The sequence below is a fragment of the Streptosporangium sp. NPDC000563 genome (assembly GCF_040299985.1).
GTDB lineage: Bacteria > Actinomycetota > Actinomycetes > Streptosporangiales > Streptosporangiaceae > Streptosporangium.
The window spans coordinates 1,385,996-1,408,396 of record NZ_JBEPDA010000001.1; the positions used below are offsets into that span (position 1 = coordinate 1,385,996).

The following is a 22,401-nucleotide window of genomic DNA, read 5'->3' on the forward strand; positions in this document are numbered from 1 at the left end:
GACACTGCGGCATGCATCCTACGAGCAGGCCGATGAGCACCGTGGATCCTCGACGTGCCGGGGCCCTGCCGGGTATGCCGAGGACCGTTTCCCGCAGGTGCGCCATGAGCCGTTTCCGGCTACAGCCGACGCAGCACCCGCATGGCGTCCTTCTCGATGCGCGAAAGATCGTGGAGGATGGCGCCGGCCTGCCTGAGGTGTTCCACGTCGCCGCTCTCTCCGGCCTTCGTGATCAAGGTTGCCACGTCCGTCCACAGGACGGCGGCCTCGGCGTACAGCCGGTGACCGGTGCGGAGGTCGTCGTTGTCGATCAGCCGGGTGCATTCGTCGAGGAAGTCGCGATAAAGGGCGCGAAACAGGGCGCCGCCGGTGCCGCCCTTCTCCATGAGAAGGGCGGCCTGCGGCAGATCCTGCTTCGGCTCCCCGGCCCGTAGCAGCCATCCGGGCACCTTTTTGCCGGCCTTCTCGATACCGCGATGCCCCACGTTCGAGATGGGGGCGGAGAGAAAGGCGTCGGCGCAGTCCCTGACGGCGGGGATGATCTGCTCCTGCCAGGAGAGCGGATGAGCCGGGGCGGTGACGGTGAAGGATCGGTTCCTGGCGGTCATCGGGCCGCGTTCGGCACGCGCCCTGGCGAGGCCGGCCCGGCTGTTGCGCACCGCTCCTCCCTGCTGGTCGGTGTCCACGAGATAGGCGTCGTGCTCGTCGTAGCCGTACATCGCGACGACATGACCGCCGAAGTGCACCTTGGACCGGAAATAGTCCAGGTGGTAGCAGTCGAGCTGGAGGCCGACCGGACGACCGGCGTCGATGGGGGCGGCCACGTTCTCCCACGCCTTGCGCGCCGAGGTGGTCTCCTCGACCGTCAACGTCAGCCCCAGCCTGGCGGCCAGGTTCCTGGTGAGTTCGAAAGGCTTGACGCGGCCTCCGAGGAAGGGGAACGCCATGGCCTTGCTGTCCCAGTAGATGAAGGACAGGCCTGAGCCCAGCCCGAACAGCATCGGCTCGGAGAGATCGAGCCCCTCGTGCCGCAGCAGCACTCCCAGCGCCGTCGTCTCACAGTGCTGCGTGCCGCGGGCCTCGACGTCCCTCACGACGGTCATGTTCCGCCCTCCTCGTGTCGGTGCGGCGAACGGTGACACCGCCCCCGTTCTCGACATCTTCATGATCGGTCGATCGGGGGCGCCGAGAGTAGCACGCGGCCTCCCGGGGTGGGCGGTGGGGAAGGGGCGCCCGTTCGGGGTTGCATCCTGTACCGGGGTACAGGCTTACCGTCGGATCGGTAGGGATCGCTCCCGATACGTGGAGGGCTCATGGAATGGGCACCGGCCGAATGCACGCTTCCGACCGAGGAACGACCGCTGAGGGTGGCGGAGTTCGACGAACTGTTCGCCTCCGCCCTGCGAGGACTGGAACGGGTGGGGCCGACTCACCTACGGCTCACGCTCGATGCCGGAGCACGGGTGGAGGAGACCGCGCGTGACCTGACGGCCCGGGAGACGGGTTGCTGCGCCTTCTTCGCCTTCACCCTCACTCCCGGCCGTGAGGGACTGGCCGTGGACGTCGAGGTCCCCGAGGTCCACACGAAGGTGCTCGACGGCCTGGTGGTCCGGGCGACCGAGATGTCTCCCCGGACGGTCACGTCGTGAACGGGGAATGGCTCCGCACCGGAGAGGTCGCGGAAGCGGCCGGGGTCAACACCCAGACGCTGCGCTACTACCACCGGCGGGGCCTGCTGCGCGAGCCGCGGCGCAGCAACGGAGGGCACCGGCTCTATCCACCGGAGACCGTGACCGTCCTGCGCGTGATCAAGGTGGCGCAACGGCTGGGCTTCACCCTGGAGGAGGTGGCCGACCTGGTCGAGGCGACCGCCCACCGTCACCGCAGACCGGACGGCGGTCTGCGGGCACGGGCGACGGCCAAGCTCGCCGAGGTGGAACAGAAGATCGCAGACCTCGGGACGATCCGCGAGACGCTCATCCAGGCGATGGACGCCGGATGCGACGACCTGGTGGCGTGCGCGGAAAGTTCGCGCTGCCCGCTGCCGTTCTCCGACCCGGACGGGGGGCGACATGCCGCCTCCCGCCAGGGCGAAGGGGGGCGCCGAGGAGCCGAAGGCGATCCTCTACATTCGCAGTCGTGACTGTCGCACGTTCTCTTCTCCTGTTCGTGGTGGCCGCGCTCGCCGAGATCGGCGGGGCCTGGTTGGTCTGGCAGGGCGTGCGAGAACAACGCGGGTTGTTGTGGATCGGCGCCGGATTCATCGCCCTGGGCCTGTACGGGCTCGTGGCCACCTTCCAGCCGGATGCCAACTTCGGCCGCATCCTCGCCGCCTACGGCGGCGTGTTCGTCGCGGGCTCGCTGGGATGGGGCATGGTGGTGGACAGGTTCCAGCCCGATCGCTGGGACGTCATCGGGGCCGCCATATGCATACTCGGCGTGCTGGTCATCATGTACGCCCCGCGCGGTTAGCCGAAGTCGCCCCTGGGCCCCCGAGCCCGTCGAGGACGAGCCGATACGTACGCCACGAACCCGGCATGAGCCATCGACCGTGTGGGACAGTCGGGGCACTGTTGTCCACCCGGTGGTCTACCCGGTTTCGAAGTGGGAGCTATGGCGGCGGAGTTTCAGGTCGGCGATCACATCCTGGTGCAGGACGGCAGGACCCTCGAAATCTTTCACCGGGGCCTGTCCGAGAGCAGCCGCTACCACGTGGCGTTTCTCGGGGTGGACGTCCAGCCGCACGGCGACGGGTTCAAGGTCCGGCTCGGCGCCAGGCGGGACGACGGCCAGGTGGTGGGCGGGGTGAGGCTGAAGATGGATCAGGCGGAGTTCGCGCGCTTCCGCGATTTCATCGCCCTGGCCGTCGCGGCCCGCGACCGGACGAGCCCTCCGAACGAGCCCACCTCGCCCTGAATCACGACCGCTTCCACGAAGGCACGATCAACGGCGCCGCTCTGGAATCGTCTCGTCTCAGCGGATCCGTCGACGGCTGTTCGGCAGGATGAACACATGACCGTGAAGAGCCGCAGGCGATGGAACCACAACATCCATCACCACCCCCGCATCCTGCGCGCGATCCCTGACGGTGCCCGGCGTGCCCTCGACGTCGGTTGCGGCGAGGGCATGCTCGCCCGCGAACTGCGGCGGACCGTGCCGCGCGTCACCGCGATCGACCTCCACGCGGCCGGCCTCGACCAGGCCCGCGAGCACCCCGACGACGTCGACTACATCCTCGGTGACTTCCTCACCCACCCCTTCGAGCCCGCCTCTTTCGATGTCATCGCGTCCGTGGCCACCCTGCACCACATGGACGCCGCCGCCGGGTTGGCCCGCATGCGCGAGCTGCTGCGCCCCGGCGGTGTCCTGGCCGTCGTCGGCCTCGCCCGTAGCGTCATGCCCAACGACCTGCCGCGCGACCTGGCCGGTGTCGCCGTCGGCGCCTTCCACCGCGCCGTGAAGGGGCACTGGGAACATCCGTCCCCCATAGTGTGGCCACCGCCGGTGACATACCCGCAGATGCGAGCCTTGGCCGCCGATATCCTGCCCGGTTCCCGGTATCGCCGTCACCTTCTGTTTCGCTACAGCATCGTCTGGCGCAAACCGCGGGACTGAGCAAGTTCGGCCGATGACCTTGGAAATGGGCGGGAGCGGCTCTCGCGGTTCGTCGCCAACGACTCCCGGGGGCCACACTCGGGGTGGTCTCCGGACGATGGGGCATGCGTCTGCTCGTAAAGCACGCGCGAATACATGTGAATGCCGCGTCTGATTTCCGCCGGAATTGCTCGTCCGAATTACGCCGTCCCTCGTCACATGACCACTCGTAACGTGTTCGGCGACGAGAACCATCCGCTTTGTCGGATGGAAACCAAAACGAGGGAAGACGATATGGATCTCCAGCTTTCCGGTCGGGTCGCGGTCGTCACCGGTGCTTCCAAGGGCATCGGCCTGGCCGTCACTCGCACCCTCCTCGCCGAAGGCGTACGCGTCGTGGCGGCTTCGCGGAAGAGCACCCCCGAGTTGGAGGCGCTCGGCGGTGACCTGATCCATGTTCAGGTGGACCTGATGGACCCTGAGGCTCCCGCGAGGATCGTGGAACAGGCCGTGTCGGAGTTCGGCGGGCTCGACATCCTGGTGAACAACGCCGGCGGACCGCCGCCCGGCGTGGCCCTGCCGCGCTTCTCGTTCCTGGCCCCCACCGACGAAGACTGGCGGGTGATGTTCGAGTTCAACCTGTTCTCGGTCGTGCGTACCATTCGGGTGGCCATCCCGCCGATGCTCGCCCGAGGCGGAGGCTCGATCGTCAACGTCTCCTCGGGCAGCGCCCGCCTGCCCGCTCCCATGAACGTCGACTACAGCGCGGCCAAGGCGGGTCTCAACAACCTGACCAAGGCTCTCTCCGAGGAGTTCGCGCCCCAGGGCATCCGGGTGAACACCATCTCCCCGGGGCCGGTGCGCACGGCATGGTGGACGGAGAGCGGCGGAGCGGCCGACATCCTCGCCGCCCAGGTCGGAACGGACCGCGACAGCGTCATCGACCAGGTGGCACCGGAAATGATGAAGCTGTCGACCGGCCGTCTGGTCGAACCCCAGGAGATCGCCGACGTGATCGCCCTGCTCGCCTCACCTCGCTCGGCCAGCACGACCGGCGCGGACTTCGCCGTGGACGGCGGGTTCCTGAAGCAGACCTGACCATCGACCTTGATGCCCCCGGCCCCGTCACGGTTCTCACCTCCGCCCCGGAGGACTGTGTGGCGGACGCGTCACCGTCGTCAAGCTCTGAGCCGCCCGGGGTGCGGGGGAAGGGCTCTCTCCTGGAAAGGATCGCCTCACGAAACCCGAGCGCATGAGGGCGGCGGCGAGTTCCACCGGATCGTGGATCACCACTGCCTGCCCGCCGACGGATGGAGCGTCGAGCTGACAGGGTGGGGAGAACGGCGGCGTGTAACGGTATCGATGGCAGGTGAAATCCGGCCTTCACCACCGCTACCTCACCTCGAAAAGCATCGTGTCCGAGTCCTCGAACTGCTTGACGATGGTGAATCCTTCGTCGGTGTACAGCATGGCCGCACGGTTAGCCCGCTCGACGCTGAGAGATATCCGGCTGATTCCACGCTTGCCTGCCACCTGGATGAGCTCGCGCAGTAGAGCCCGTCCGATCCCGCGACCGCGCCACCCCGCGAGCACACCGACTGTCAGCTCGGGAACGTCGTCCGCCACATAGCCGTAGCCCGGGTCCTCGGCGGTGAATCGTCGCAACCATGCCGCGCCAAGCGGTTGTTTGTCCGCACCTACCGCGATCACACCAAGGTCATCGGGTCGGGGCCAGCCGACCACATAATGTGCGAGTCCAGGATCGGAGAGGATCCGTTCCCGAGAGAGGTTTCTTTCCGGGAGCCAGTTGACCGCCTCCACCAACATTTTTTCGAGAAAGTCCAGGTCATCGGCTTCGGCGGCTCGGAAAGCGCACGGGATGGTCATGGGAGTCACCGTATAGTGGATCAAGGGGAAAGCTTCCCTGCCGAACAGGGCCGGCGCCCTCCCGGCCGAGCCGAGGCACGCTCATCAGGAACGAAGTAGCGGCTCGTCGATCGCCTCGATTACGCGATTACGAATGAGACCAACCGAAGTGAAAAGATCGCGGAGACGATACTTGGGCGATGCTGCGGTCCCAGCGCGGCGGGGTGGTTGGGTGCGGTGCTCGGCTCCGAATCCGCCGTTCGGGACCGTCCCAAGCTGCATGCCCGGATAGCGGGAGCGCCGCGGCATCGCCTTGGTAACCCAGGAGAACGGTTCGGCAGGCTGTGCTCATGGGATGATCCCTTCCAGATGACGGAGGAGTTGACCTGAATGAGTCTTGCGGTACTTCAGGGATTAGTACTGACACTGGGATTTTTCAACCTCGCGATAGGTGTCTACGCGCTGACGGCCAATCGGCTTCCTCCTTTGCTTCCTGTTTACCGGCGTGATCGTTACGAGCCTCGTCGCTACGGGTGGGGGGTGTTGCTGAGGGCGGCCTTCGTATTTCTCCTGGTGTTGGGCCAGAAGGTGATGGGCTGGTCGCCTGATCTAGGCGCGATGTTTGTGATTCCCATGATGGGGTGCCTTATCGCAGCATGGTGGCTGCTGATTCCGAAGAACCCTTCTCCGGAGACTGGTAAGACCTCAGGGAGCTGTTAGTCGGATAGCCCGGAGCGATGTGTCGTAAAGGATCTGCGGGCTGTGATGCATCACGTGTGGAATTCCTCGGCCAGAGCTTCGCGGCGATAGTGCCGTCGGATGACACGGTCGAGGTCCGCGGTTCGATCGACAAGGTCGGTGAGGGAGCGGCGGTCGATGTCGAACGCGGCCATGCCCTCGAACGTCCATCGATGACGGGTGAAATCTCGTTTACCGGGGTCTTCGAGGTAGGAGACACTGCGGCATGCATCCCTACGAGCAGGCCGACGAGCTCCGCCGGGCCGTCGACGAGTTGGGCGTCCGCATCTACACGGCGTTGCGCGACGGTGGTCTCGACGCCGACCCCCTCATCGAGTTGGCCTGCCTGATGGAGGACTGGGGTGTGTCCACTCCTGTCACGCGGGAACTCCTCGAACGTCTCGCTACCGAGTTGACGGCCGCCGACCTTGCTCGGCTGGGTGAGGCCCTTCTCGGCGGGATCGGCTTCATACCGAGCTTCGCTCTGGAGCCGAGTCTGTTGGTGTCGTTGGAGGAGGCACTGAAGGACGTGGAGCGGGACGTCCGCGCTTCGGGGATCACCGGAACTCTTCGGATGATCGTCCCTGACCGGGACAGCATGGGCATGGCATGGGTGGAGTTCGAGGGCATCTGCCAGGGCAACGGCATCAGTCCCAGGGCTGAGCCGCTCGGGGCCGTGGCCGACGCCACCCAGGAAGTGGTCATGGAGGTGCTCTGGAGGGCGTGGCCCGTCTGTCCGGTGCACAACCGGGGCTTGCACGCCGAACCGGAAGACAGGATCGCCGTGTGGAGCTGCACAGGCAGCGGGACGCACACCGTCGCGCCGGTGGGTGAACTACCGCCCGAACGGCGTTGGAGGTCTGCTTGATCCGCCGATTTCTCTCAGCTTTGAAAGATTTAGGTATACGGCTCCCTGAACTGCTGCGATGCGGGTGAGAGAACGGTCTTCCCGTGTCCGTGAGTCCCCGTGATTCTCCCCTGTTCCCTGGTTGTACCGGCACAGGAGTGGCATGTCATCTACGACTCTTGATCGCCGCCTCGATACGTAGCCCGACTCCGACGGTCGCGAAGATGAGCGTTCCAAGGAGAGCGTTGGTGGTGAGCTCTTCTTCGATGATGAAGCCAAGGACGGGAACCGCTGCACTCAGGGCAAGCATCGCGTTGCCCCACCCATCCACCGGTTGGGTGCCGTCAGTCGTCTTCCCCTGACGTGCTGCAGGATCTTTTTGTTCACTCATGGGATGAGCATCCCGTTGATGCGGCGGGCAAAGGGATGGAGTACGTGTACGCACGCCCCTTAATGATGACGCCCGTCGATCGGCGCGAGGGACGACGGCGACAGGAAGAGCTGGCTCTCAACCATTTACGAACCTGGCCCCTACCTCTGGCGAGCATCTCGGAGCTGGAAGACCTCGCCGAAGGCAATAGACGGTATGGGGATGGATCGGGCAGGCTTGATCAAAATAATGATCGGATGCCGGGAAGGGGCGGGTGGGCGAGTTGAGAGAGCTGTTTGTGTGGCTGTGGGGAGTACTTTCGTGGTTGTTCTCGATGGCGGTGTTGTTCCTGGTGATTTATGTGGCGATAAGGCTGGCCTTAACGCATGATCGTCGGAGTCAGGTTCCGCGTCCGCGCGATGTGGCGGACGCGGAGGAGCGAGCTGCTCGACGGCGTGAAGCGGAAGGAACTGACGACGTGTAGCGGTGGCGGGTCGGTGCTCGTCATGTTGGCTGGGTACGGCGAGCGCGCGGTACGGCTATGGCCCGGGTCGCCGTCGGCCGAGGCCGGCGTCCACGCCGCACGCCCGGTCGGCGGACGGCAGAGGGCCGGGTACGGCGGTGCGGCGCGCCGCCGCTTGATCTCCAAACCGCCAAGGATCGGGATCGGGCCCTCGCCGACGCTCTGGGAGAGATCGTCAAGAAAGGGCTCAAGCTCAAAGATGGCGACGGCGACGATCCGCCCTTCATCGAGGCTAAGATCAACTGATCTGGCACGTGAGTGAGAATCGGCTCCGGAAACAACCAACCCTGGTTCGGGTTCATATCCTGACCTGGTCCTTCAGTCCTGGAGCGGGTGACGGCAATCGAACCCGCGCCGTCAGCTTGGGAATTGCATGGATCACACTTCGTAGAGGCGCTGAGCTGGGCGTTCGGCCGATCACGAGTGACCGTGGTCGCCCCATCGTCACCCTGGCTAAGGGCACGCTGACGGCGCGAGCGGCAGGATGATTTGGTGAAGCTGAACGAGAAGGTTCGCCGCGGAGGAGCACCTGGACCGGTAGGGAGCAGCCACCATGGGCGGCATCACCTCGATGATGCGTGCCGTTCCGCAGGGTGACCGCCGCGGAGTCATCCCCTCCTTGATCTCTCATGGCGGAGAAACCCGCTTATCCATATGATTGCTCAATGTCTGATGGAAAGTGCACTCATTGTGGCCACCAGGGTCTGGAGCCGGGCTTCATAGTCGACCATCAACAGCCCGGCTTCGGCGTCTGGGTGGAGGGTGAACTGGAACGGGGAATATTCGGTGGAGCCAAGCTGATGGGCCGCCCCAAATGGCGGGTGGACGCCCGTCGCTGCCCGCAGTGCTACCACTTGGAGCTCTTCGCCAGTCGCCAACTGTAACCCGTAGCGGACGCGGAAAATCGGCTAGAAGTCCAGAAAGATCGAGCCAGGCCGGGCGGCGGTCCCTGGCCTTATACGGCGACACTGCTGCGCCTTGGTGCGGCAATGAGGGTTCGGTTCCGCGTCGAGCTCGTCGTCGACGACGACACCACTGAGATCGAGCCTCTAACGGTGCATCACCGACGGCTCACGAACGCATAATTCGCAGGCGCAACTTCGAGGCTCAGACCATAGGCTTCCGCTGTTCCTTCCGCGGTAGCGGTCTTCATCCGTTAGAGGCTTGCTCGGGAGCCGCCGGCACCAGGGGAACGAGGAAAGGCCCAGCTCTGGATCACATTCTTGAGCCGGACCTTTGAGCGTGGAGCAGGTGACGGGAATCGAACCCGCGCTGTCAGCTTGGGAAGTCTCCAACGCGACCCGGCGCTGACCTGGCGAAACGTTGACCTGCGGGGGAGCGGGTCGATTCCCTGTGATTCCCGTGAGCCTCTCTTGTGCTACCTCCTGACGGGCACGACATCCGGACTCGGAGTGCTCCGTGGTAGATCCGGCCCTGTCCTTCTTGTGGCTGCCAATCAGCTCCCCTGCTGAAGGATCGGCCGCCAGAACTGGAACTTGTAGATATCGGCTCGGTAGATGTCGCGAGGAAAGTCGGTCTCCCGATCGTTCTCCAATGTCTTGTGCTGTGCCCGAACGAGCCAGGTGGCATCCCGGTGACCCAGGTCAAAAACCTCGTGTACACCCCACTCGCCGTTGTAGAACCCCCTGAGCTGGATCTTTCCCGAGCGGAGGAAGATCTCGCCGGTCCATGAGTGATCCCAAGCCGATTCAGGTGCGGGGGGCTGATCACTCCATAGTTCAAGCCGGACATTCGCTGTGATGTCCCGGGGAGTGTCACAGACCAGGGCATTGGGGCCGACCTCGATCCAGTCCTCATACCGCCCCCATTCCTGCTCCCACGGGGCCATCTCCTCACCGTTGATGGCCGCACCGTCGACCACCATCCAACGCCCGGGATCGTCGTGGACCTCCTCCAGCAGATACGTGATGAGTTCTCCCATCAGCCTCAGCCTCTTCTCGGTTTTATTCGTGTGGATCGATCGGTATGTCTCAACGTGGATTGAAGCAGGTAGGAGCGACAGTTCCTGATCGTCGAGACGCGAGTCTGTACCGCCAGAGGATGAGGTATTCGGTGAGATGGGACCGAGGAACGAGGTCCCGGATCGTCGATCGCCCCCAGCCCTTTAAGGGGATTAGTCACCACCAGGCGATCGTCTTATTTTGGACTTCAATCCGCCACCCTGTGGCCAGCCCGTAAACCGTTCACTCAAATTGCATACCATCCCCTATGGATATCCGCCATAGCTATGACTACCATCAAGAGGCAAACATCGACCCGAAAGAGATGACTAATGAGCCGTATCAAGAAGTTCGGTGTTTCGGTGGCTGCGGTGGCCGCGATCGCCGCCGCGACAACTCTAATGTCACCTACCGCCTCAGCCCAGGCCGCGACCTGCAGCACCAGCGCGCAGATTGGCATTGTCGGCGGCACTGGCTGGGCGCTGTGCAGCGGTACCGGAGTGACTCAGACGCAGGTCGTACTCTTCTGTCAGAACAGTGGCGGTAGCTACACCACGGTTTACGGCCCTTGGGTCGCCAATTCGGTTAAATCAAATGCCAAATGCAGCAGCACCTCGTGGCCGATATCGGTCGGATATCAAACAATCTGAGCCGACCACAAGCTCATTCGGTCGCGACAGGGCATGCGGGAACAGCTCGAAGAACCAGCCAGGCGACTGAATGAAAGCAAGGCTAAAAGACTCTTCGTCTCAACGATGTGACGGGTGCGGCCAAGGTTCTGGCCGACTATGCCGGTCGATAGGCGGGCGTGACGGGGCGGTGCCCTCCAGTACGGAGGATGCTGGAGAGCATCACCCGGTCAACCGTGGCCGCGGCACTGCGCGTGCTACGCGAACAGGGCTGGATCGACTCCCAGCAGGGCAGGGGGCGCTTCGTACGTAGCCGTCCGGCGGGACGGACCTCGATGGAACAGCCTCGCCCCGGACGGGCGTACCTGGCCGGTCCCGAGAGTGCCTCCGATGACGAGGCGCTGGAAGCGGCGGTGCCGGCCGTGCCCAACCGGGTCGCCGTCCTGCTGGGTATCACCCCGAAGAGCAAGGCGTTCCTGCGACGTCGCCTGGTCAGCCGGGCCGGTGAACCGAAGGATGTCGGCGATCTCCTCGCCGGGGCGGCGGCTGTCGAGAAGGTCGCGGATGCCCTTCCGCGTGAACACCTTTTCCTCCTCGTTGCCTGGATCGCCACACGCCGAACCTCTACACGCCACGGCCGACCCTGCGGAACGGGGTACGCGGGCTGGTACAAATACGGCATGAGCGAACTCGCCGGCTATCCCCCACAGCCGAACGTGCGGCCGACCCGGCGGGCCTACAGCCGGAGGTACCGTGTGTGGGCTCACGTGCTCCTGTGGACGCCGATCGCGATCACGGTGGTCGGTGTCATCCTCGGCCTGGGGTTGTTCGCAGCCGCTGATGCCGACCCGACACACAGTTCGTCCGCGCTCGGCTATTTCGGCATCGCCGTGTGGGGCGGCCTCGCGGTCCTGTCGCCGGCCCTGCTCGGGTCGTTCATCGCCGGGCTGGTCATGCTGATCCGCGCGCGCAGCTGAGGTCGCGGCGGGACGCGGCCCGCCTCGACATGCTCCAGGCCGGCCGCCAGGAGCATGTCGTGGCCACGCCGGCGGTCACCGTCTCGGCGGAAACACCGAACCGATACTTCACCGGCTCGAAGAGCCGATCGGTGAAGGCGGGCAGGTCATCCTGCCCTGAGGTCCGGTCGTGGCCGGCCGTTGTGACGCAGCCGGAGCCGACGCCGGGGGTGCGAGCGCAACACCGTGTGGAGGTTCCAGCCCTGCTCCGAGGCGACGCGCAGGGCGTAACCGGCGCCGGCACCCCGGAAGTAGTGTGCGCCGAGTTCCAGGTCGCGGTGATACTCGCGACGGTACTGGGAGGTCTCCACGCGTCGGGTCTGCTTCTCGATGCGCCGGTCCACGCGCGCTTGGTAGTACGCCGTGTCGCCCTCCCGCACCAGCGCCACCGGGGTCACGCACCAGAGCGGGACGAACGGTATCTGGCCCAATGTGGCGTCCAGCATTCGTATCGCGCCGTTCTCGGCACGCGGCACCATGTCGACGATCAGCTGGGCCACCGGCGCCACGCAGTGGAAGCAGATCGCGAGGACGACCCACACCACCCACCACAGCGGCAGGAACACCAGGGTCAGGGGGAGAAGCAACAGCCAGCGCAGTGCCGCCGGGCGGACGGGAAGCGGCCCCCAGGTCGGGCCGTCGTAGTCATGCACGGACGGTGTCTTCCTCTCGGGGTCGCCATCGCTCGACGGTGCGCCCGTGAGCCTACTCCGAGGGCCGACCGACCCACACGAAGCGGCGGGCCGTGCCGACCGCGGCCTGGAACAGTGCCTCGAAGGTCGCCGGGTCCTTGTGAGGCCAAGGCTGACAGCGGTCGCACACTATGACGCACCGGGGGGCTTGTGGCAAGACCCGGGTCGTGCTGCAGAATCTCCGACCGAAGCAAGAACCCGCGGAAATGAGGAGAGTCATGATCTCGACTGAGGAACGATATCGGAAGCGTCGTATTGAGATCGACGGGCTTGAAATGGCATACGTCGAGGAGGGGGAAGGTGACCCGATCGTCTTTCTTCATGGCAACCCGACTTCGTCGTACGTGTGGCGGAATGTAATCCCGTATCTGGCGGACAAAGGGCGCTGCATCGCCCCGGACCTGATCGGGATGGGCGATTCCGCGAAACTTCCGGTCAGCGGGCCGGGCTCATACCGCTTCGTCGAGCATCGCCGCTATCTCGATGCGTTCCTTCAGGCCCTAGGGCGTGTTTTAGAAGTGGACGCTGTCCTTTGCCCCGCACCGTAATGATCTCGGTGTGGGGCGAGGGGATCTTTCTGATGAGCAGTGGGCGGTGCTGGAGCCGTTGCTGCCGGTCGCGGTGTTGGGCAGGCCGGTGGTGGACCGGCGCAGGCTGATAGACGGGATCCGCTGGCGGGTGCGGACCGGTGCTCCGTGGAGGGATCTGCCGCCGGAGTATGGGCCCTGGCAGACGGTCTATGGTCTGTTTCGCCGCTGGCAGCGCGATGGCACGTGGCCGAGGCTGCTGACCGGGCTGCAAGCCCGGGCGGATGCGGCAGGACTGATCACGTGGGAGGTCAACGTCGACTCCACGATCTGCCGGGCCCATCAGCACGCCGCGGGCGCCCGTCGCGATGGATCGGCCCAGAAGGAGCCGCCGGGCGGAATCGGTGTCGAGCCCGCCGATCACGGCCTGGGCCGGTCCCGGGGTGGCTTCACCACCAAGATTCACCTGGCCTGCGAGCAAGGCCAGCGGCCACTGTCTTTGCTGGTCACCTCCGGACAGCGCGGCGATAGCCCACAGTTCACGGCTGTCTTGGAAGGCATTTGGGTCCCCCGCATCGGGCCGGGGCGTCCCCGAGTCCGTCCGCTGCGGGTGCGCGGCGATAAGGCGTACTCCTCTCGCGCCAACCGGTCCTACCTGCGCAGCAGGGCAATCCGGAGCACGATCCCCGAGCCGGCCGATCAGGCCGGAAACCGTAAGCGACGCGGGCGGGCCGGCGGGCGGCCTCCGGCCTTCGACCGCGAGGACTACAAGGCCCGGCACGCGGTCGAATGCGGGATCAACCGGCTCAAGCGCAACCGGGCGGTGGCCACCCGCTTTGACAAGCTCGCGGTCCGCTTCGAGGCCACCGTGCTGATTGCCGCGATCGGCGAATGGCTGTGACCCGGCAAAGCGGCCGCTTTCGCATGCCATGCTGACCGCGACCACGTCGAGCAGGGCGAAGAGGGAGAGCGTAGATGGGGGCTCAGTACTACGGCGCCGACAGCGAAAACGGCGACCGCATTGACGACCCATCCGAGGACGCGCTGTTCATGATGATCAGTGATCTGAACGACTCCGACAACACCTTCGTCGTGATCCAGCCCGATGAGGATGCCCCTGTTTGGTTCGCCTCGGTGGCTGTGCTGGGCGAAGGCGGATACGAGGTCGTTCGCCGCGACAGCACCCGAAACGAGCACCAGGTCACCACCTCGAGCAACATCAACGACATCGCCCGCGACCTCACCGTCTGGTTGGCCGCCCGCCACTTCCCCGGACGGCCAACCAGGCACATCACCGACTTCTAAAACACGCCCTAGGCGTACGTGAGCGGGTGGTCATGGTGCTGCAGGACTGGGGTTCGGCCCTGGGTTTCGATTGGGCGTACCGTCAGCCTTCCGCACTCCGGGGTATCGCCTATATGGAGGCGTTCGTGGCTCCGATCCCCTCGTGGAGCGACTGGCCGGAGCCTGCGGTTGCGCTCTTCCAGGCGATCCGCTCCACTGCGGGTGAAGAGATGGTCCTCGATCAAAACTTCTTCGTCGATGATGTCTTGCCTGCAGAGGTGCTGCGAGGGCTGTCGGAGGCGGAGATGGCCGTCTACCGTCGTCCCTACACGGAACCCGGCGAGTCACGCAGACCGACGCTGACCTGGCCGCGCGAGGTTCCCGTTGCGGGCGAACCACGCGATGTTCACGATGTCGTCACGCGTTATGCGGAATGGCTCGCTGAGTCTTCGGTTCCCAAGCTGTTCATCGAGGCGGTTCCAGGAACGATGTTTGAAGCACACCGGGCCATCGCCCGGTCGTGGCCGAATCAGGCACACATCACGATCACGGGTGGCCACATGGTTCAAGAAGACGCCCCCGATCAAATCGGGGCGGCCATCGCCTCCTGGCTGCGAGATCTCTCCTGAAAGGGGCGGCGGAGCCCGGGCTCCGGGGCGACCTGGTCGTGGCGGAGGTGCTGCTCCCGGCCGATCGTCATGAACTGGAAGACGCCTATCCGATCACGTAACCCGCGACGCCGTTACGTCGTTCATGTGTGGGATTACAACGATTTGGTGGTCGTCCTCGTAGATGATCTTTCCGGGGTCCGATGAGTAGACCGCTTCGCAGTCGACACCGTGCGCGGCAAGGATCTCCATGTAGCCGGCGACCCGCTCGATGAGCGGGTGCGCCGACGATTTGAACCAAGCCGCTGCCCCGGGGTTCAGGGTGTGGTCATAGACCGTGGGGTCGACATCCGAGGGGTTGGTGAAGTTCGCGTCGTACCAGTCGTTGTTCGTCCGCCGGAAACGTTCTTGCTCCGCTGTCAGCTTTCCTCCGGATGCCAGACTGTTGACCAGGCCGAAGACCCCGGGAAGACGCCCCTGCCGGTCACGGGCGGTGCCTTGAAATCTCAGGTAGAGCGTTTCGTCTGCCACGGTCTCTCCGGTTGGCTTTCGTGATGGGACGGGGAACTTGTCAAGCTTGGCGAGTCCCCGTGGATGACTGGTGTTCCCCGCTGTTCTGGCACGTGATCAACGCCGACCAAGAGACCTGGACGAGTAACCAAGATCGAGAAGTGGATGTGAGACGGACCTGGTGCTCATTCCCGCTAGGGGCATAGAAGGTAGGATAGAGAGTATGAGTGAGCCTACCGGCAAGTATTCGATCACCATGCCGCGTGACATCGCGGAGGCCGCACGGTCCCGGAGCGGACCTTCCGGTCTGTCTGCCTACGTCGCCGCCGCCGTCGCCCGCCAGATCGAGCGCGACAACCTCAGCGAACTCATCCAGGTCGCCGAGGCCGAGCATGGCCCCATTGCCGACGATGAAGTCCAGGCACTGCGCGACCAACTCAACCAGGCCCGGCAGGGACAGGTCCACGGTGGGGCGGACGTTGTATGACCCGTTCTCCCGCCACCCCTGGTGGCACGCTGGTCCTCGACAGCGAGGGACTGGCCAAAGTCGTCCTGCGTGACCGCACGGTCACCACATGGCTCGCCCTCGCCCGCGCCGACGACCTCCGCGTTATCACCTCCGCCGCCACCCTCGTCGAAGTGGTTCACCCCCGCATCAACCGGCCGGCTCTGGAGTGGTCGCTGTCCCGCCTTGTCGTTGAACCGGTCACCGAGCCGATCGCTCGCCACGCCGCCACACTTCTGTCTGACGCCGGTCTGCACGGGCACAAGTACGCCATCGATGCGATGCTCAGCGCAACCGCCCTCGCTGCCCCCGGCCCCGTCACGGTTCTCACCTCCGACCCGGAGGACCTCGCCGCCCTGTGCGGCGAACGCGTCATCGTCATTAAGGTCTGAGCTGCGTGCGATGACGAGCATGACGAAGCGGTGGGAGCAATGAGAGCCAATGACCCGAGAAGATCGAAAAGTCCTGGAAACGACTAAGGCCCGGGGTCGGGAATCCATCTCTGACCTGGGCCTTCGCTCTTGGAGCGGGTGGCGGGAATCGAACCCGCGCTGTCAGCCTGGGAAGCCTCTATCTCGCCTGGTCGCTGAGCCGGGGAAGGGTTGACCTGCGGGGGAGTGCTCCGAGTACCCGTGGTTCCCCGTGAGTCCTCCTTGATCACCCTCTTGACGGGCACGTCGCCCGGCCCGGGACTGCTTCCAACAGGAGCAGGTCACCGGAGGTTGGGAGGTCGTCATCTGCCTTGGAATGGTGCTGGACGCATGAGGTGTGAGCGGTCATGCGCCGCCGGTGCAGCACTCAGCGATTGTTGATCAACTTCAGAAGGTACGGTGTCGCCTCCTTAAGTGAGGGGAAGCAGTCATCCGCCTTGGCCAGCTCACGAGGAGTGTGAGTAGTGGCCACAGCGATCACCGTGCATCCCGCTGCCTTCCCAGCGGCTACCCCGTGGGGGGCATCCTCGATCACGATGCAGTCGTTCGGATCAGTCAGGAGAAGTTCAGCCGCCTTGAGATAGCCCTCGGGATGAGGCTTAGAACGTTTGACGTTCTCGCCGTAAATCTGCACCGAGGGCAACGGAAGCGCGGCAAGCCGGAAGCGCCGGTGAACAGGGGCTTGGCTGCCCGAAGTAACCAATGCCCAAGGATGCCGTTCCAGCTTGCTCAGCAGGCTTACAGCCCCCGATGCTGCCGGGAAGGCATCACCTTCCATGGCCATCAGTTGGTTCAACACCTTGCGCTCGACGGTGGGATCGAGATCAGGGGCGACATCGCGGACGGTGTCCTCAGGCCGACGGCCGTGAGTGAGGCTCCACACCAGGTTTCTGTCCAGCCCGCGCATGTCCGACCAGGCATCCCAGATCCGTCGGTGCGTTGCGCTGGAGTCGAGTAACACCCCGTCGACATCGAACAACAGCGCCTTGATCGCCATAAGCCAGAGGATGCCACAGATGGCCGGGGAACGCGCCCGCACCGTCATTAGGGACGAAGCACCGGCTCGGCGATCGCCCCCAACCCCGTGCGAGACCAGCCACAGCATGGCGATCGTCGTGTCGCATCGGTGCGGCGGCGGGCCGCAGAGGTCGGCGAGTGCGTTGGGTACGGCGGGCGCGCGGTGCGACTACGGCCCGGGGCGCCGTCGGCCGGGATCGTCGCGACCCGGTGATCGGTGTGGATTGTTCCGGTCACCGGGTCTTCATGCGACATCGATCTATGGGGGCGGGGCCGACCGGTACGCGACCGACCCCGGTTCAGTAGCGGGAATGCGCCGTGGCCGGTCGGGTCAGGCGCAGTTGATGGCGGTGTAGGAGGGGTTGTAGGTCGAGGTGACCTGCCGGCCATCGATCGTCGCGGTCGCCGTCACGGTCGCACTGCCCGTGGCGATCTGCCCGGCCCTGGTGCTGAAGGACTGGTAGGCCTGCTTGCCTGGGGCGACGTCGGCCACGGCCTTCGAACCGTAGGGGGTGGTCAGCGTCACGTTCGCCGGCACGGCGGCGTCGTTGACCGCGGTCACGGCCACGTACGCCGTGGTGCCCACGCAGCGGGCGGTGGCGGTCACGGTCAGCGCGAGCTCCGGAGCGTCCGGCACCGTGAACGACGCCGCAGCTTCCGACGCCTTCAGATAGTCGAAGCCGAGGTACTCGGCCTTGACCGTCCGGGTACCCGCAGGCAGACCCTCCGGCAGCGTGACCGTGGCCGCGCCGTCCTTCAGGTGGGCGAGCTCCGACCACGAGCCGACGCTGAACCGCACCTGACCGCCGGTCTCGAACCCGTCAGCGGCCTCGACGGTGGCGGTGGCCGTGGTCGTCTGGGCCCCGCTCGCGTACGGCTCGACGGCCACCTTGGTGGTGGTCGTGACGTCGCTGTTCGGGATCTCGCGGATGTCGTTCCACTCACGGACGGTGAGCGGGATCACGGTGCCGTGACGCGGACGGACGACGCCCGCGTTGGTCATCGTGAGCGGCTTGGCGTTCCAGGTCGGAGCCTCGATGTTCTCGTGGCACGCGGCCTGGTACCCACCACCGTTGGTGTACCGGTCACCCCAGAGGTAGAACTGGCCGGGGCAGGAGGTGTCACCGGGGTTGGCCTTGAAGATGACCGGCCCCTCGTACCCCTGGTTGGCGACCCACGTCGTGCGCCCCAGAGCCGGAGCGAGCAACGTCCAGTTGTTGATGTTGCTGTCCAGGAAGTCGGTGTGCTTCTCCGAGAAGATGTCCGAACCCTGGTTGCCGGCCTCGTTCTTGGTCACACGGTAGTAGTGGTCACCGACCCGGATCGCGGTCGTGTCGATCCGCGACAGCGGGGCCGGGTCCTGCCAGACCTTGGGAGCGGAGAACGTCTGGAAGTCGCGCGTCGTGGCGTACCACATCTGCGCGTTCCCCTGACCGGTGCGGTTCACGGGGTCGTTCCACAGCGACTGCGCCCAGAACACGGCGTAGGCGCCGATCTCCTCGACCCACAGCGACTCGGGTGCGAAGGCGTTGCCCGCGTTGTCGGGCGCGACCTTCACGTGCCGCTGAGGAGTCCAGTTCACCAGGTCGTGCGACTCGAACACCTCGATGTACTGGGTGTCGTTGATCGCGTATCCGCCCTGGTCGTACCAGTTCAGGTCGGTGGCGATCATGTAGAACGTGTCGCCGTCGGGCGAGCGGACGATGTGCGGGTCACGAAGCCCCTGGTCGCCCAGCTGGGAGACGAGCGACGGCCAGCCCCCGGTCAGACCGGTCCAGTCCAGAGCGGTGTTTCCGTTGGACGTCGCGAACATGATCTGCTCGCCGTCGGCGATCCCCTCGCCCTTGAAGTACCCCATGAAGTACCGCTCGTGCTTCTCGGAACGGGGCTTCGCGGTGATGGTCACCGGGAACGACTTCGTCTTCGAGGCCGAACCCTTGGTGATGGTCGCCGTCAGGGTGGCGGTGACATCCGCACGGCCGAAGGCCGGGCGGGTCACCTTACCCGTCGGGGTGACGAGGTCGGTGGTCGACTTCCAGGTGATCGTGGATCCGAACTCGCCGCCGGCCGGAAGGTTGATGTTTCCGCGCACGTCGTCGGTGGCGTACAGGGCCAGGTCGAACGCGTCACGGTCGACCGCCTGCGCGTCGTCGAACTTGGCCTTCACCACAATGGGGATCTCCCGTGTGGTGACCTCTTGGGCGCCCTTGCGGACGGTCGCCGTGAGCGTGGCCGCCGCGTCGGGCTGCCCCTGCGCGGGTCGGGTGATCTTGCCGGTCACCGCGACCTTGCGTGCGCTGGGGACGGCCGGCGGGGTGTAGACCTCGACGACCGACGGGTCCGAACTCGTCCACGTGATGGCCGAGCCCGCCACGGAGCCCACCTTGGGCAGAACGATGTCGCGTACGATCGCACTGGTCAGGCCGAGGTCGATGGCGGCGGCGTCGGCGCTAACGCCATTGGAGACGGTCTTTTTCGCCAGGGCGAGTGTCTCTTCGAGGCTCACTGCCCTGTCGTAGACCCGGAAGTCCCGGAGCGTTCCGCGGAATGAGTAGTGGCCCGACGTCTGCGAGCGAGCGAGGAAGTTACAGTTGGTCCCCGCGGCGTTCACCGACGGCGGCGTGGTCAGGCTCGTTGACGTCGCGTGCTGCACGCCGTCGAGGTAAAGCGTGCCGGTCCAGCTCGTGCCGTTCGCGTTCAGGGACTGGGTGTAGGTGACGTGCGTCCAGGCTCCCTCGGTCATGCGGACCCGGTTCTGCTGGAGGTTCGCCGAGCCCACCGCGACGCGGAACCGCTGGGTGTTCGACGCGAAGATGGAGCCCTGGGCGCCGGTGTCGACGTCGCACGAGCCGGACTTCCTGCCGAAGCCCCACATCTGGTGCTCGCCGACGTTCGCCGGGTCGATCCACACGTCATAGTCGACCGTGAGGTTCGACATGCCGGCGGTGATGTCCTTCGGCAGCGCCACGTACGCACCGTCGAGGGCGCTCGCGTAGGAGTCGGGGTTGAACCTGACTCCGTTGCCGGTCAAGGTCGCCTTCTCCGGATTGACGAGCGTGGCGTTCGCCGCCGAGCCCGCGCTACCCGAGTTGACCAGCGTCGTCCCACTGGTCTCGTCGAGGGCGAAGTGGTGCACCAGCCCCTCGTTGAGCTGCTCGTCGGCAGCGTGCGAGGGCGTCGCTGCCAACGAGACGGAGAGAAGCGCGCCCAGGGCCAGGCCCGCGACACCTCTCCCCTTCCGGATCAGCCGGTGGCGCGACCTTTGCTGTCGCAATCTCACTTGATCCTCCTTACTCCGGTCGCTGTGGACGCGTGGGGCACGGCCCCGTTCGGGGCGGGGGTGACCGCACTCGCGGGAGAGGCGAAGCCCGAATGGATGGTCAGCGCGCCGGCGAGGCCCAGCGTCGGGCCTGGTTGAGCGCTCCGACGAGACGAGGGCAGCACAGACAAAGGTTCACCTCGTTGTGAAATGTGGGGGGATGGTGTGAACTGGGGGGGACGAGACCATATATCACAGATGTCCGGGTCTCGAATGCAGACATTAACTGCCAGTCCCGGCGAAAGATAGCCTTAATTGCCCCCGAACCTTTGCGTGAGCCGACGAAAGCTGTGCCAGCCCTGGATGAAAGTCTCGTCCTTGTCAGCACTCCGCAAGCATCAAAGCGACCATAGGGACGGGAATTACCAGGTCACGTGGGGTTCTTACCGCCGGTGCCGGCCGCCTGCTGCCCGCCGCATCACCCGCCCAGGCCGACCCAGACGGGCGGAGCGGCGTCGGACGACCACGGCAGGCAGGGACCGCCGGCACATCGAGGAATGCGACCTCCACCGCGACGACGTGCCGTTTCACGTCAAGTACGCCCGCACGTGGTTCGATAGCGGCTTTGTTACTTGACTGTCGGCGCCCGGTCGGGGTGCTGAGCGTGGTAGATGGCTTCGTCCTCGCTGAAGGAAATGTTTCGATCGCGCTATGAAGCCGCTGGTTGTTGAACCAGTCGACCCATTCGGACGACCCCCGCGAAGGCCATCACCTGCCGGCCGCTCGCTCGGGCGCCGCCGTCCACGGACGGAGCTTGTCGGGATTGCGTACCCCCCCAGATGCGCTTGATCTGGTCGCCCTCGACGTCGAACGCCGCGACCGTCACGATGACGCCGTCCTGCTGGACCACCAGACCGGGCTGACCGTTGACCGTACGCTCCAGAATCGTCAGGTTGGACAGCCTGCCGGCGAGATTGAGCAGTGCGCGCACGATCCGCTCGGCGCCGTCGATCGGGCGCAGCGCGGCACCGGCGACGCCGCCGCCGTCGGCGACGAGGGTGGCGTCGGGGGCGTCGCATTCCGTCGTCGAACTGTAAGCCGTTCGCGATTGATCCGGGCTGTCAGCTCATCTGCTCGGCCTTGAGAGCTCCTTGTGAGCGGAGCCAGTCGATCACTTCGGTCCCATTGCTGCGGATTGCGGCGTCCAGGGGCGTCAGGGACTCCCAGGTTGGGAGCCAGTTCAGGTCGGCGCCCTGGGACAGGAGGAACTCTGCGGTGCGGCGCTGCCCTCCGTGACAGGCCAGCCAGAACGCATGGCTGATCTCCTCTTGGATAGGCGGGTCTCCCGCGACGAAGTCCGTGACGAGATCGAGGATGCCCAGAGCCGCCGCGTCACCAAGCAAGGTCTTGGCTCCTCTTTCGACGAGGCGATGCGCCGCGTTCCATTGAGCAAAGGCGACAGCATCGGTCAACGGCGTGCCGTCGGCGATGACTGCTCCCGGGGCCTCGATGTCGGCGCCCGCGTCCAGCAGGGCGTCCAGGACCTTGACGTCGTCGCTGCTCGCGGCCCAATGCAACGGGGTCTCGGTGTGCGGGCCGGTGAATCTCGCGTTGACGTCGGCTCCTGCGCTGACAAGAGTGGCGACGGTCGCGGCGCCGTTGGGGAAATGGCCGGGCCAGTCGGTGACTACGTGCAGGAGCGAGCGCGACATACCGCCTTCTGTATCCGGGTTATCGCCGAGTCGGGCCGTCGCGAGACCGGGATTCTCGTTGAGCAGTCGACGCAACGCGGCTTGGTCGCCGGTGTGGATCACGTCTACTACGGCAAGTGCCAGCGGTTCCTCGGTACTTATGACCAGCATGAGGCGCCCTTTCGAGGGGACGTTTCTGCCGACCGTACCGTCCGCTCTCCCGGGTGTCAGGAGACCTCTGCGACCCCGGAGGTCAGGAGTGCGGGCAGGCCCCGGCCTGCCCCGGCGAGGGTGCGCGGCGCACTAGCAAGATCCTAGAAGCGCAAGATCACC

27 protein-coding genes are annotated in these 22,401 nt (G+C 65.5%); 16 read left to right on the top strand and 11 right to left on the bottom strand.

Going from position 1 to position 22,401, the window contains the following annotated elements; all coding sequences use genetic code 11:
• Nucleotides 1–119: 119 nt before the first annotated feature.
• Nucleotides 120–1,103: a BtrH N-terminal domain-containing protein gene (locus ABT352_RS06550; RefSeq protein WP_350942985.1), complete on the bottom strand. Its 984-nt coding sequence runs from the start codon at nucleotides 1,101–1,103 to the stop codon at nucleotides 120–122.
• 210 nt (nucleotides 1,104–1,313) lie between these two features.
• Here ABT352_RS06550 and ABT352_RS06555 point away from each other — a divergent pair, with 210 nt between their 5' ends.
• From ABT352_RS06555 to ABT352_RS06580, 6 genes are all read left to right on the top strand, one after another.
• Complete coding sequence (locus tag ABT352_RS06555) at nucleotides 1,314–1,649, top strand: hypothetical protein (RefSeq protein ID WP_350942987.1); 336 nt, start codon at nucleotides 1,314–1,316, stop codon at nucleotides 1,647–1,649.
• Nucleotides 1,646–2,143, top strand: a complete 498-nt coding sequence (locus ABT352_RS06560; RefSeq protein WP_350942988.1) for a MerR family transcriptional regulator — start codon at nucleotides 1,646–1,648, stop codon at nucleotides 2,141–2,143. Before ABT352_RS06555 ends, ABT352_RS06560 begins: the two co-directional genes overlap by 4 nt.
• Entirely contained in the window at nucleotides 2,140–2,472 is a 333-nt protein-coding gene (locus ABT352_RS06565; RefSeq protein ID WP_350942990.1) for a YnfA family protein, read from the top strand. The genes ABT352_RS06560 and ABT352_RS06565 overlap by 4 nt, the downstream gene beginning before the upstream one ends.
• 141 nt (nucleotides 2,473–2,613) lie before the next feature.
• Entirely contained in the window at nucleotides 2,614–2,916 is a 303-nt protein-coding gene (locus tag ABT352_RS06570) for a hypothetical protein (protein WP_350942992.1), read from the top strand.
• A gap of 96 nt (nucleotides 2,917–3,012) precedes the next feature.
• Nucleotides 3,013–3,615 carry a class I SAM-dependent methyltransferase gene (locus ABT352_RS06575; RefSeq protein WP_350942993.1) on the top strand — a complete coding sequence of 201 codons (603 nt, stop codon included), beginning with the start codon at nucleotides 3,013–3,015 and terminating at the stop codon, nucleotides 3,613–3,615.
• Nucleotides 3,616–3,888: 273 nt separating this feature from the next.
• On the top strand, nucleotides 3,889–4,692 hold the full coding sequence (locus ABT352_RS06580; protein ID WP_350942995.1) for an SDR family NAD(P)-dependent oxidoreductase: 804 nt from the start codon (nucleotides 3,889–3,891) through the stop codon (nucleotides 4,690–4,692).
• 294 nt (nucleotides 4,693–4,986) lie between these two features.
• Here ABT352_RS06580 and ABT352_RS06585 read toward each other — a convergent pair whose 3' ends face one another.
• Both ABT352_RS06585 and ABT352_RS06590 read right to left on the bottom strand, forming a co-directional pair.
• A complete protein-coding gene (locus tag ABT352_RS06585; RefSeq protein ID WP_350942997.1) occupies nucleotides 4,987–5,481 on the bottom strand; it encodes a GNAT family N-acetyltransferase in 495 nt (164 codons plus the stop codon).
• 749 nt (nucleotides 5,482–6,230) lie between these two features.
• Nucleotides 6,231–6,353: a hypothetical protein gene (locus tag ABT352_RS06590; protein WP_350942999.1), complete on the bottom strand. Its 123-nt coding sequence runs from the start codon at nucleotides 6,351–6,353 to the stop codon at nucleotides 6,231–6,233.
• A gap of 71 nt (nucleotides 6,354–6,424) precedes the next feature.
• Here ABT352_RS06590 and ABT352_RS06595 point away from each other — a divergent pair, with 71 nt between their 5' ends.
• Nucleotides 6,425–7,066, top strand: a complete 642-nt coding sequence (locus ABT352_RS06595) for a hypothetical protein (protein WP_350943001.1) — start codon at nucleotides 6,425–6,427, stop codon at nucleotides 7,064–7,066.
• Nucleotides 7,067–7,211: 145 nt separating this feature from the next.
• Here ABT352_RS06595 and ABT352_RS06600 read toward each other — a convergent pair whose 3' ends face one another.
• Nucleotides 7,212–7,436: a hypothetical protein gene (locus ABT352_RS06600; RefSeq protein WP_350943002.1), complete on the bottom strand. Its 225-nt coding sequence runs from the start codon at nucleotides 7,434–7,436 to the stop codon at nucleotides 7,212–7,214.
• 520 nt (nucleotides 7,437–7,956) lie between these two features.
• Between ABT352_RS06600 and ABT352_RS06605 the strand changes: the two genes are divergently transcribed.
• Nucleotides 7,957–8,184 carry a hypothetical protein gene (locus ABT352_RS06605; RefSeq protein WP_350943004.1) on the top strand — a complete coding sequence of 76 codons (228 nt, stop codon included), beginning with the start codon at nucleotides 7,957–7,959 and terminating at the stop codon, nucleotides 8,182–8,184.
• A 1,210-nt stretch (nucleotides 8,185–9,394) separates the two neighbouring features.
• Here the strand turns inward: ABT352_RS06605 and ABT352_RS06610 are convergent.
• On the bottom strand, nucleotides 9,395–9,880 hold the full coding sequence (locus ABT352_RS06610) for a hypothetical protein (protein ID WP_350943005.1): 486 nt from the start codon (nucleotides 9,878–9,880) through the stop codon (nucleotides 9,395–9,397).
• A 351-nt stretch (nucleotides 9,881–10,231) separates the two neighbouring features.
• Here ABT352_RS06610 and ABT352_RS06615 point away from each other — a divergent pair, with 351 nt between their 5' ends.
• Complete coding sequence (locus ABT352_RS06615) at nucleotides 10,232–10,549, top strand: hypothetical protein (protein WP_350943007.1); 318 nt, start codon at nucleotides 10,232–10,234, stop codon at nucleotides 10,547–10,549.
• Nucleotides 10,550–10,764: 215 nt separating this feature from the next.
• Nucleotides 10,765–11,505 carry a GntR family transcriptional regulator gene (locus ABT352_RS06620; protein ID WP_350943008.1) on the top strand — a complete coding sequence of 247 codons (741 nt, stop codon included), beginning with the start codon at nucleotides 10,765–10,767 and terminating at the stop codon, nucleotides 11,503–11,505.
• A gap of 146 nt (nucleotides 11,506–11,651) precedes the next feature.
• Here ABT352_RS06620 and ABT352_RS06625 read toward each other — a convergent pair whose 3' ends face one another.
• Complete coding sequence (locus ABT352_RS06625) at nucleotides 11,652–12,197, bottom strand: hypothetical protein (protein WP_350943010.1); 546 nt, start codon at nucleotides 12,195–12,197, stop codon at nucleotides 11,652–11,654.
• A 257-nt stretch (nucleotides 12,198–12,454) separates the two neighbouring features.
• Here ABT352_RS06625 and ABT352_RS06630 point away from each other — a divergent pair, with 257 nt between their 5' ends.
• From ABT352_RS06630 to ABT352_RS06645, 4 genes are all read left to right on the top strand, one after another.
• Nucleotides 12,455–12,784 (top strand): alpha/beta fold hydrolase, encoded by a 330-nt coding sequence (locus tag ABT352_RS06630; RefSeq protein WP_350943012.1) that lies wholly within the window; start codon nucleotides 12,455–12,457, stop codon nucleotides 12,782–12,784.
• A gap of 10 nt (nucleotides 12,785–12,794) precedes the next feature.
• A complete protein-coding gene (locus ABT352_RS06635; protein ID WP_350943014.1) occupies nucleotides 12,795–13,664 on the top strand; it encodes an IS5 family transposase in 870 nt (289 codons plus the stop codon).
• A gap of 74 nt (nucleotides 13,665–13,738) precedes the next feature.
• The gene (locus tag ABT352_RS06640; protein WP_350943578.1) at nucleotides 13,739–14,068 is read left to right on the top strand and encodes a hypothetical protein; all 330 of its coding nucleotides are present in this window, start codon (nucleotides 13,739–13,741) and stop codon (nucleotides 14,066–14,068) included.
• Nucleotides 14,011–14,676 (top strand): haloalkane dehalogenase, encoded by a 666-nt coding sequence (locus ABT352_RS06645; RefSeq protein ID WP_350943561.1) that lies wholly within the window; start codon nucleotides 14,011–14,013, stop codon nucleotides 14,674–14,676. The genes ABT352_RS06640 and ABT352_RS06645 overlap by 58 nt, the downstream gene beginning before the upstream one ends.
• Before the next feature lie 93 nt (nucleotides 14,677–14,769).
• Here the strand turns inward: ABT352_RS06645 and ABT352_RS06650 are convergent, their stop codons facing one another.
• Nucleotides 14,770–15,186 carry a hypothetical protein gene (locus ABT352_RS06650; protein ID WP_350943016.1) on the bottom strand — a complete coding sequence of 139 codons (417 nt, stop codon included), beginning with the start codon at nucleotides 15,184–15,186 and terminating at the stop codon, nucleotides 14,770–14,772.
• Nucleotides 15,187–15,388: 202 nt separating this feature from the next.
• Between ABT352_RS06650 and ABT352_RS06655 the strand changes: the two genes are divergently transcribed.
• Together ABT352_RS06655 and ABT352_RS06660 are read left to right on the top strand one after the other, a co-directional pair.
• Nucleotides 15,389–15,652 carry a CopG family transcriptional regulator gene (locus ABT352_RS06655; RefSeq protein WP_350943017.1) on the top strand — a complete coding sequence of 88 codons (264 nt, stop codon included), beginning with the start codon at nucleotides 15,389–15,391 and terminating at the stop codon, nucleotides 15,650–15,652.
• The gene (locus ABT352_RS06660; protein ID WP_350943019.1) at nucleotides 15,649–16,062 is read left to right on the top strand and encodes a type II toxin-antitoxin system VapC family toxin; all 414 of its coding nucleotides are present in this window, start codon (nucleotides 15,649–15,651) and stop codon (nucleotides 16,060–16,062) included. Before ABT352_RS06655 ends, ABT352_RS06660 begins: the two co-directional genes overlap by 4 nt.
• Nucleotides 16,063–16,468: 406 nt before the next feature.
• Here the strand turns inward: ABT352_RS06660 and ABT352_RS06665 are convergent, their stop codons facing one another.
• From ABT352_RS06665 to ABT352_RS06680, 4 genes are all read right to left on the bottom strand, one after another.
• Nucleotides 16,469–17,098 carry an HAD-IA family hydrolase gene (locus ABT352_RS06665; protein ID WP_350943020.1) on the bottom strand — a complete coding sequence of 210 codons (630 nt, stop codon included), beginning with the start codon at nucleotides 17,096–17,098 and terminating at the stop codon, nucleotides 16,469–16,471.
• 351 nt (nucleotides 17,099–17,449) lie between these two features.
• Nucleotides 17,450–20,398, bottom strand: coding sequence for an immunoglobulin-like domain-containing protein (locus ABT352_RS06670; protein WP_350943022.1), 2,949 nt, complete (start codon nucleotides 20,396–20,398; stop codon nucleotides 17,450–17,452).
• A 688-nt stretch (nucleotides 20,399–21,086) separates the two neighbouring features.
• Entirely contained in the window at nucleotides 21,087–21,368 is a 282-nt protein-coding gene (locus ABT352_RS06675; protein ID WP_350943024.1) for a hypothetical protein, read from the bottom strand.
• Between the two features lie 130 nt (nucleotides 21,369–21,498).
• Complete coding sequence (locus ABT352_RS06680; RefSeq protein WP_350943026.1) at nucleotides 21,499–22,239, bottom strand: ankyrin repeat domain-containing protein; 741 nt, start codon at nucleotides 22,237–22,239, stop codon at nucleotides 21,499–21,501.
• Between the last annotated feature and the right edge of the window lie 162 nt (nucleotides 22,240–22,401).

Excerpts from the sequence above, each read along its gene's own strand:
- ABT352_RS06600 (WP_350943002.1), bottom strand. The coding sequence starts at position 7,436 with ATGAGTGAACAAAAAGATCCTGCAGCACGTCAGGGGAAGACGACTGAC.
- ABT352_RS06640 (WP_350943578.1), top strand. The coding sequence starts at position 13,739 with ATGGGGGCTCAGTACTACGGCGCCGACAGCGAAAACGGCGACCGCATT.
- ABT352_RS06580 (WP_350942995.1), top strand. The coding sequence starts at position 3,889 with ATGGATCTCCAGCTTTCCGGTCGGGTCGCGGTCGTCACCGGTGCTTCC.
- ABT352_RS06590 (WP_350942999.1), bottom strand. The coding sequence starts at position 6,353 with ATGGCCGCGTTCGACATCGACCGCCGCTCCCTCACCGACCTTGTCGAT.
- ABT352_RS06595 (WP_350943001.1), top strand. The coding sequence starts at position 6,425 with ATGCATCCCTACGAGCAGGCCGACGAGCTCCGCCGGGCCGTCGACGAG.
- ABT352_RS06615 (WP_350943007.1), top strand. The coding sequence starts at position 10,232 with ATGAGCCGTATCAAGAAGTTCGGTGTTTCGGTGGCTGCGGTGGCCGCG.
- ABT352_RS06630 (WP_350943012.1), top strand. The coding sequence starts at position 12,455 with ATGATCTCGACTGAGGAACGATATCGGAAGCGTCGTATTGAGATCGAC.
- ABT352_RS06680 (WP_350943026.1), bottom strand. The coding sequence starts at position 22,239 with ATGCTGGTCATAAGTACCGAGGAACCGCTGGCACTTGCCGTAGTAGAC.
- ABT352_RS06570 (WP_350942992.1), top strand. The coding sequence starts at position 2,614 with ATGGCGGCGGAGTTTCAGGTCGGCGATCACATCCTGGTGCAGGACGGC.
- ABT352_RS06605 (WP_350943004.1), top strand. The coding sequence starts at position 7,957 with ATGGCCCGGGTCGCCGTCGGCCGAGGCCGGCGTCCACGCCGCACGCCC.
- ABT352_RS06660 (WP_350943019.1), top strand. The coding sequence starts at position 15,649 with ATGACCCGTTCTCCCGCCACCCCTGGTGGCACGCTGGTCCTCGACAGC.
- ABT352_RS06665 (WP_350943020.1), bottom strand. The coding sequence starts at position 17,098 with ATGGCGATCAAGGCGCTGTTGTTCGATGTCGACGGGGTGTTACTCGAC.
- ABT352_RS06550 (WP_350942985.1), bottom strand. The coding sequence starts at position 1,103 with ATGACCGTCGTGAGGGACGTCGAGGCCCGCGGCACGCAGCACTGTGAG.
- ABT352_RS06655 (WP_350943017.1), top strand. The coding sequence starts at position 15,389 with ATGAGTGAGCCTACCGGCAAGTATTCGATCACCATGCCGCGTGACATC.
- ABT352_RS06610 (WP_350943005.1), bottom strand. The coding sequence starts at position 9,880 with ATGGGAGAACTCATCACGTATCTGCTGGAGGAGGTCCACGACGATCCC.
- ABT352_RS06575 (WP_350942993.1), top strand. The coding sequence starts at position 3,013 with ATGACCGTGAAGAGCCGCAGGCGATGGAACCACAACATCCATCACCAC.
- ABT352_RS06585 (WP_350942997.1), bottom strand. The coding sequence starts at position 5,481 with ATGACCATCCCGTGCGCTTTCCGAGCCGCCGAAGCCGATGACCTGGAC.
- ABT352_RS06555 (WP_350942987.1), top strand. The coding sequence starts at position 1,314 with ATGGAATGGGCACCGGCCGAATGCACGCTTCCGACCGAGGAACGACCG.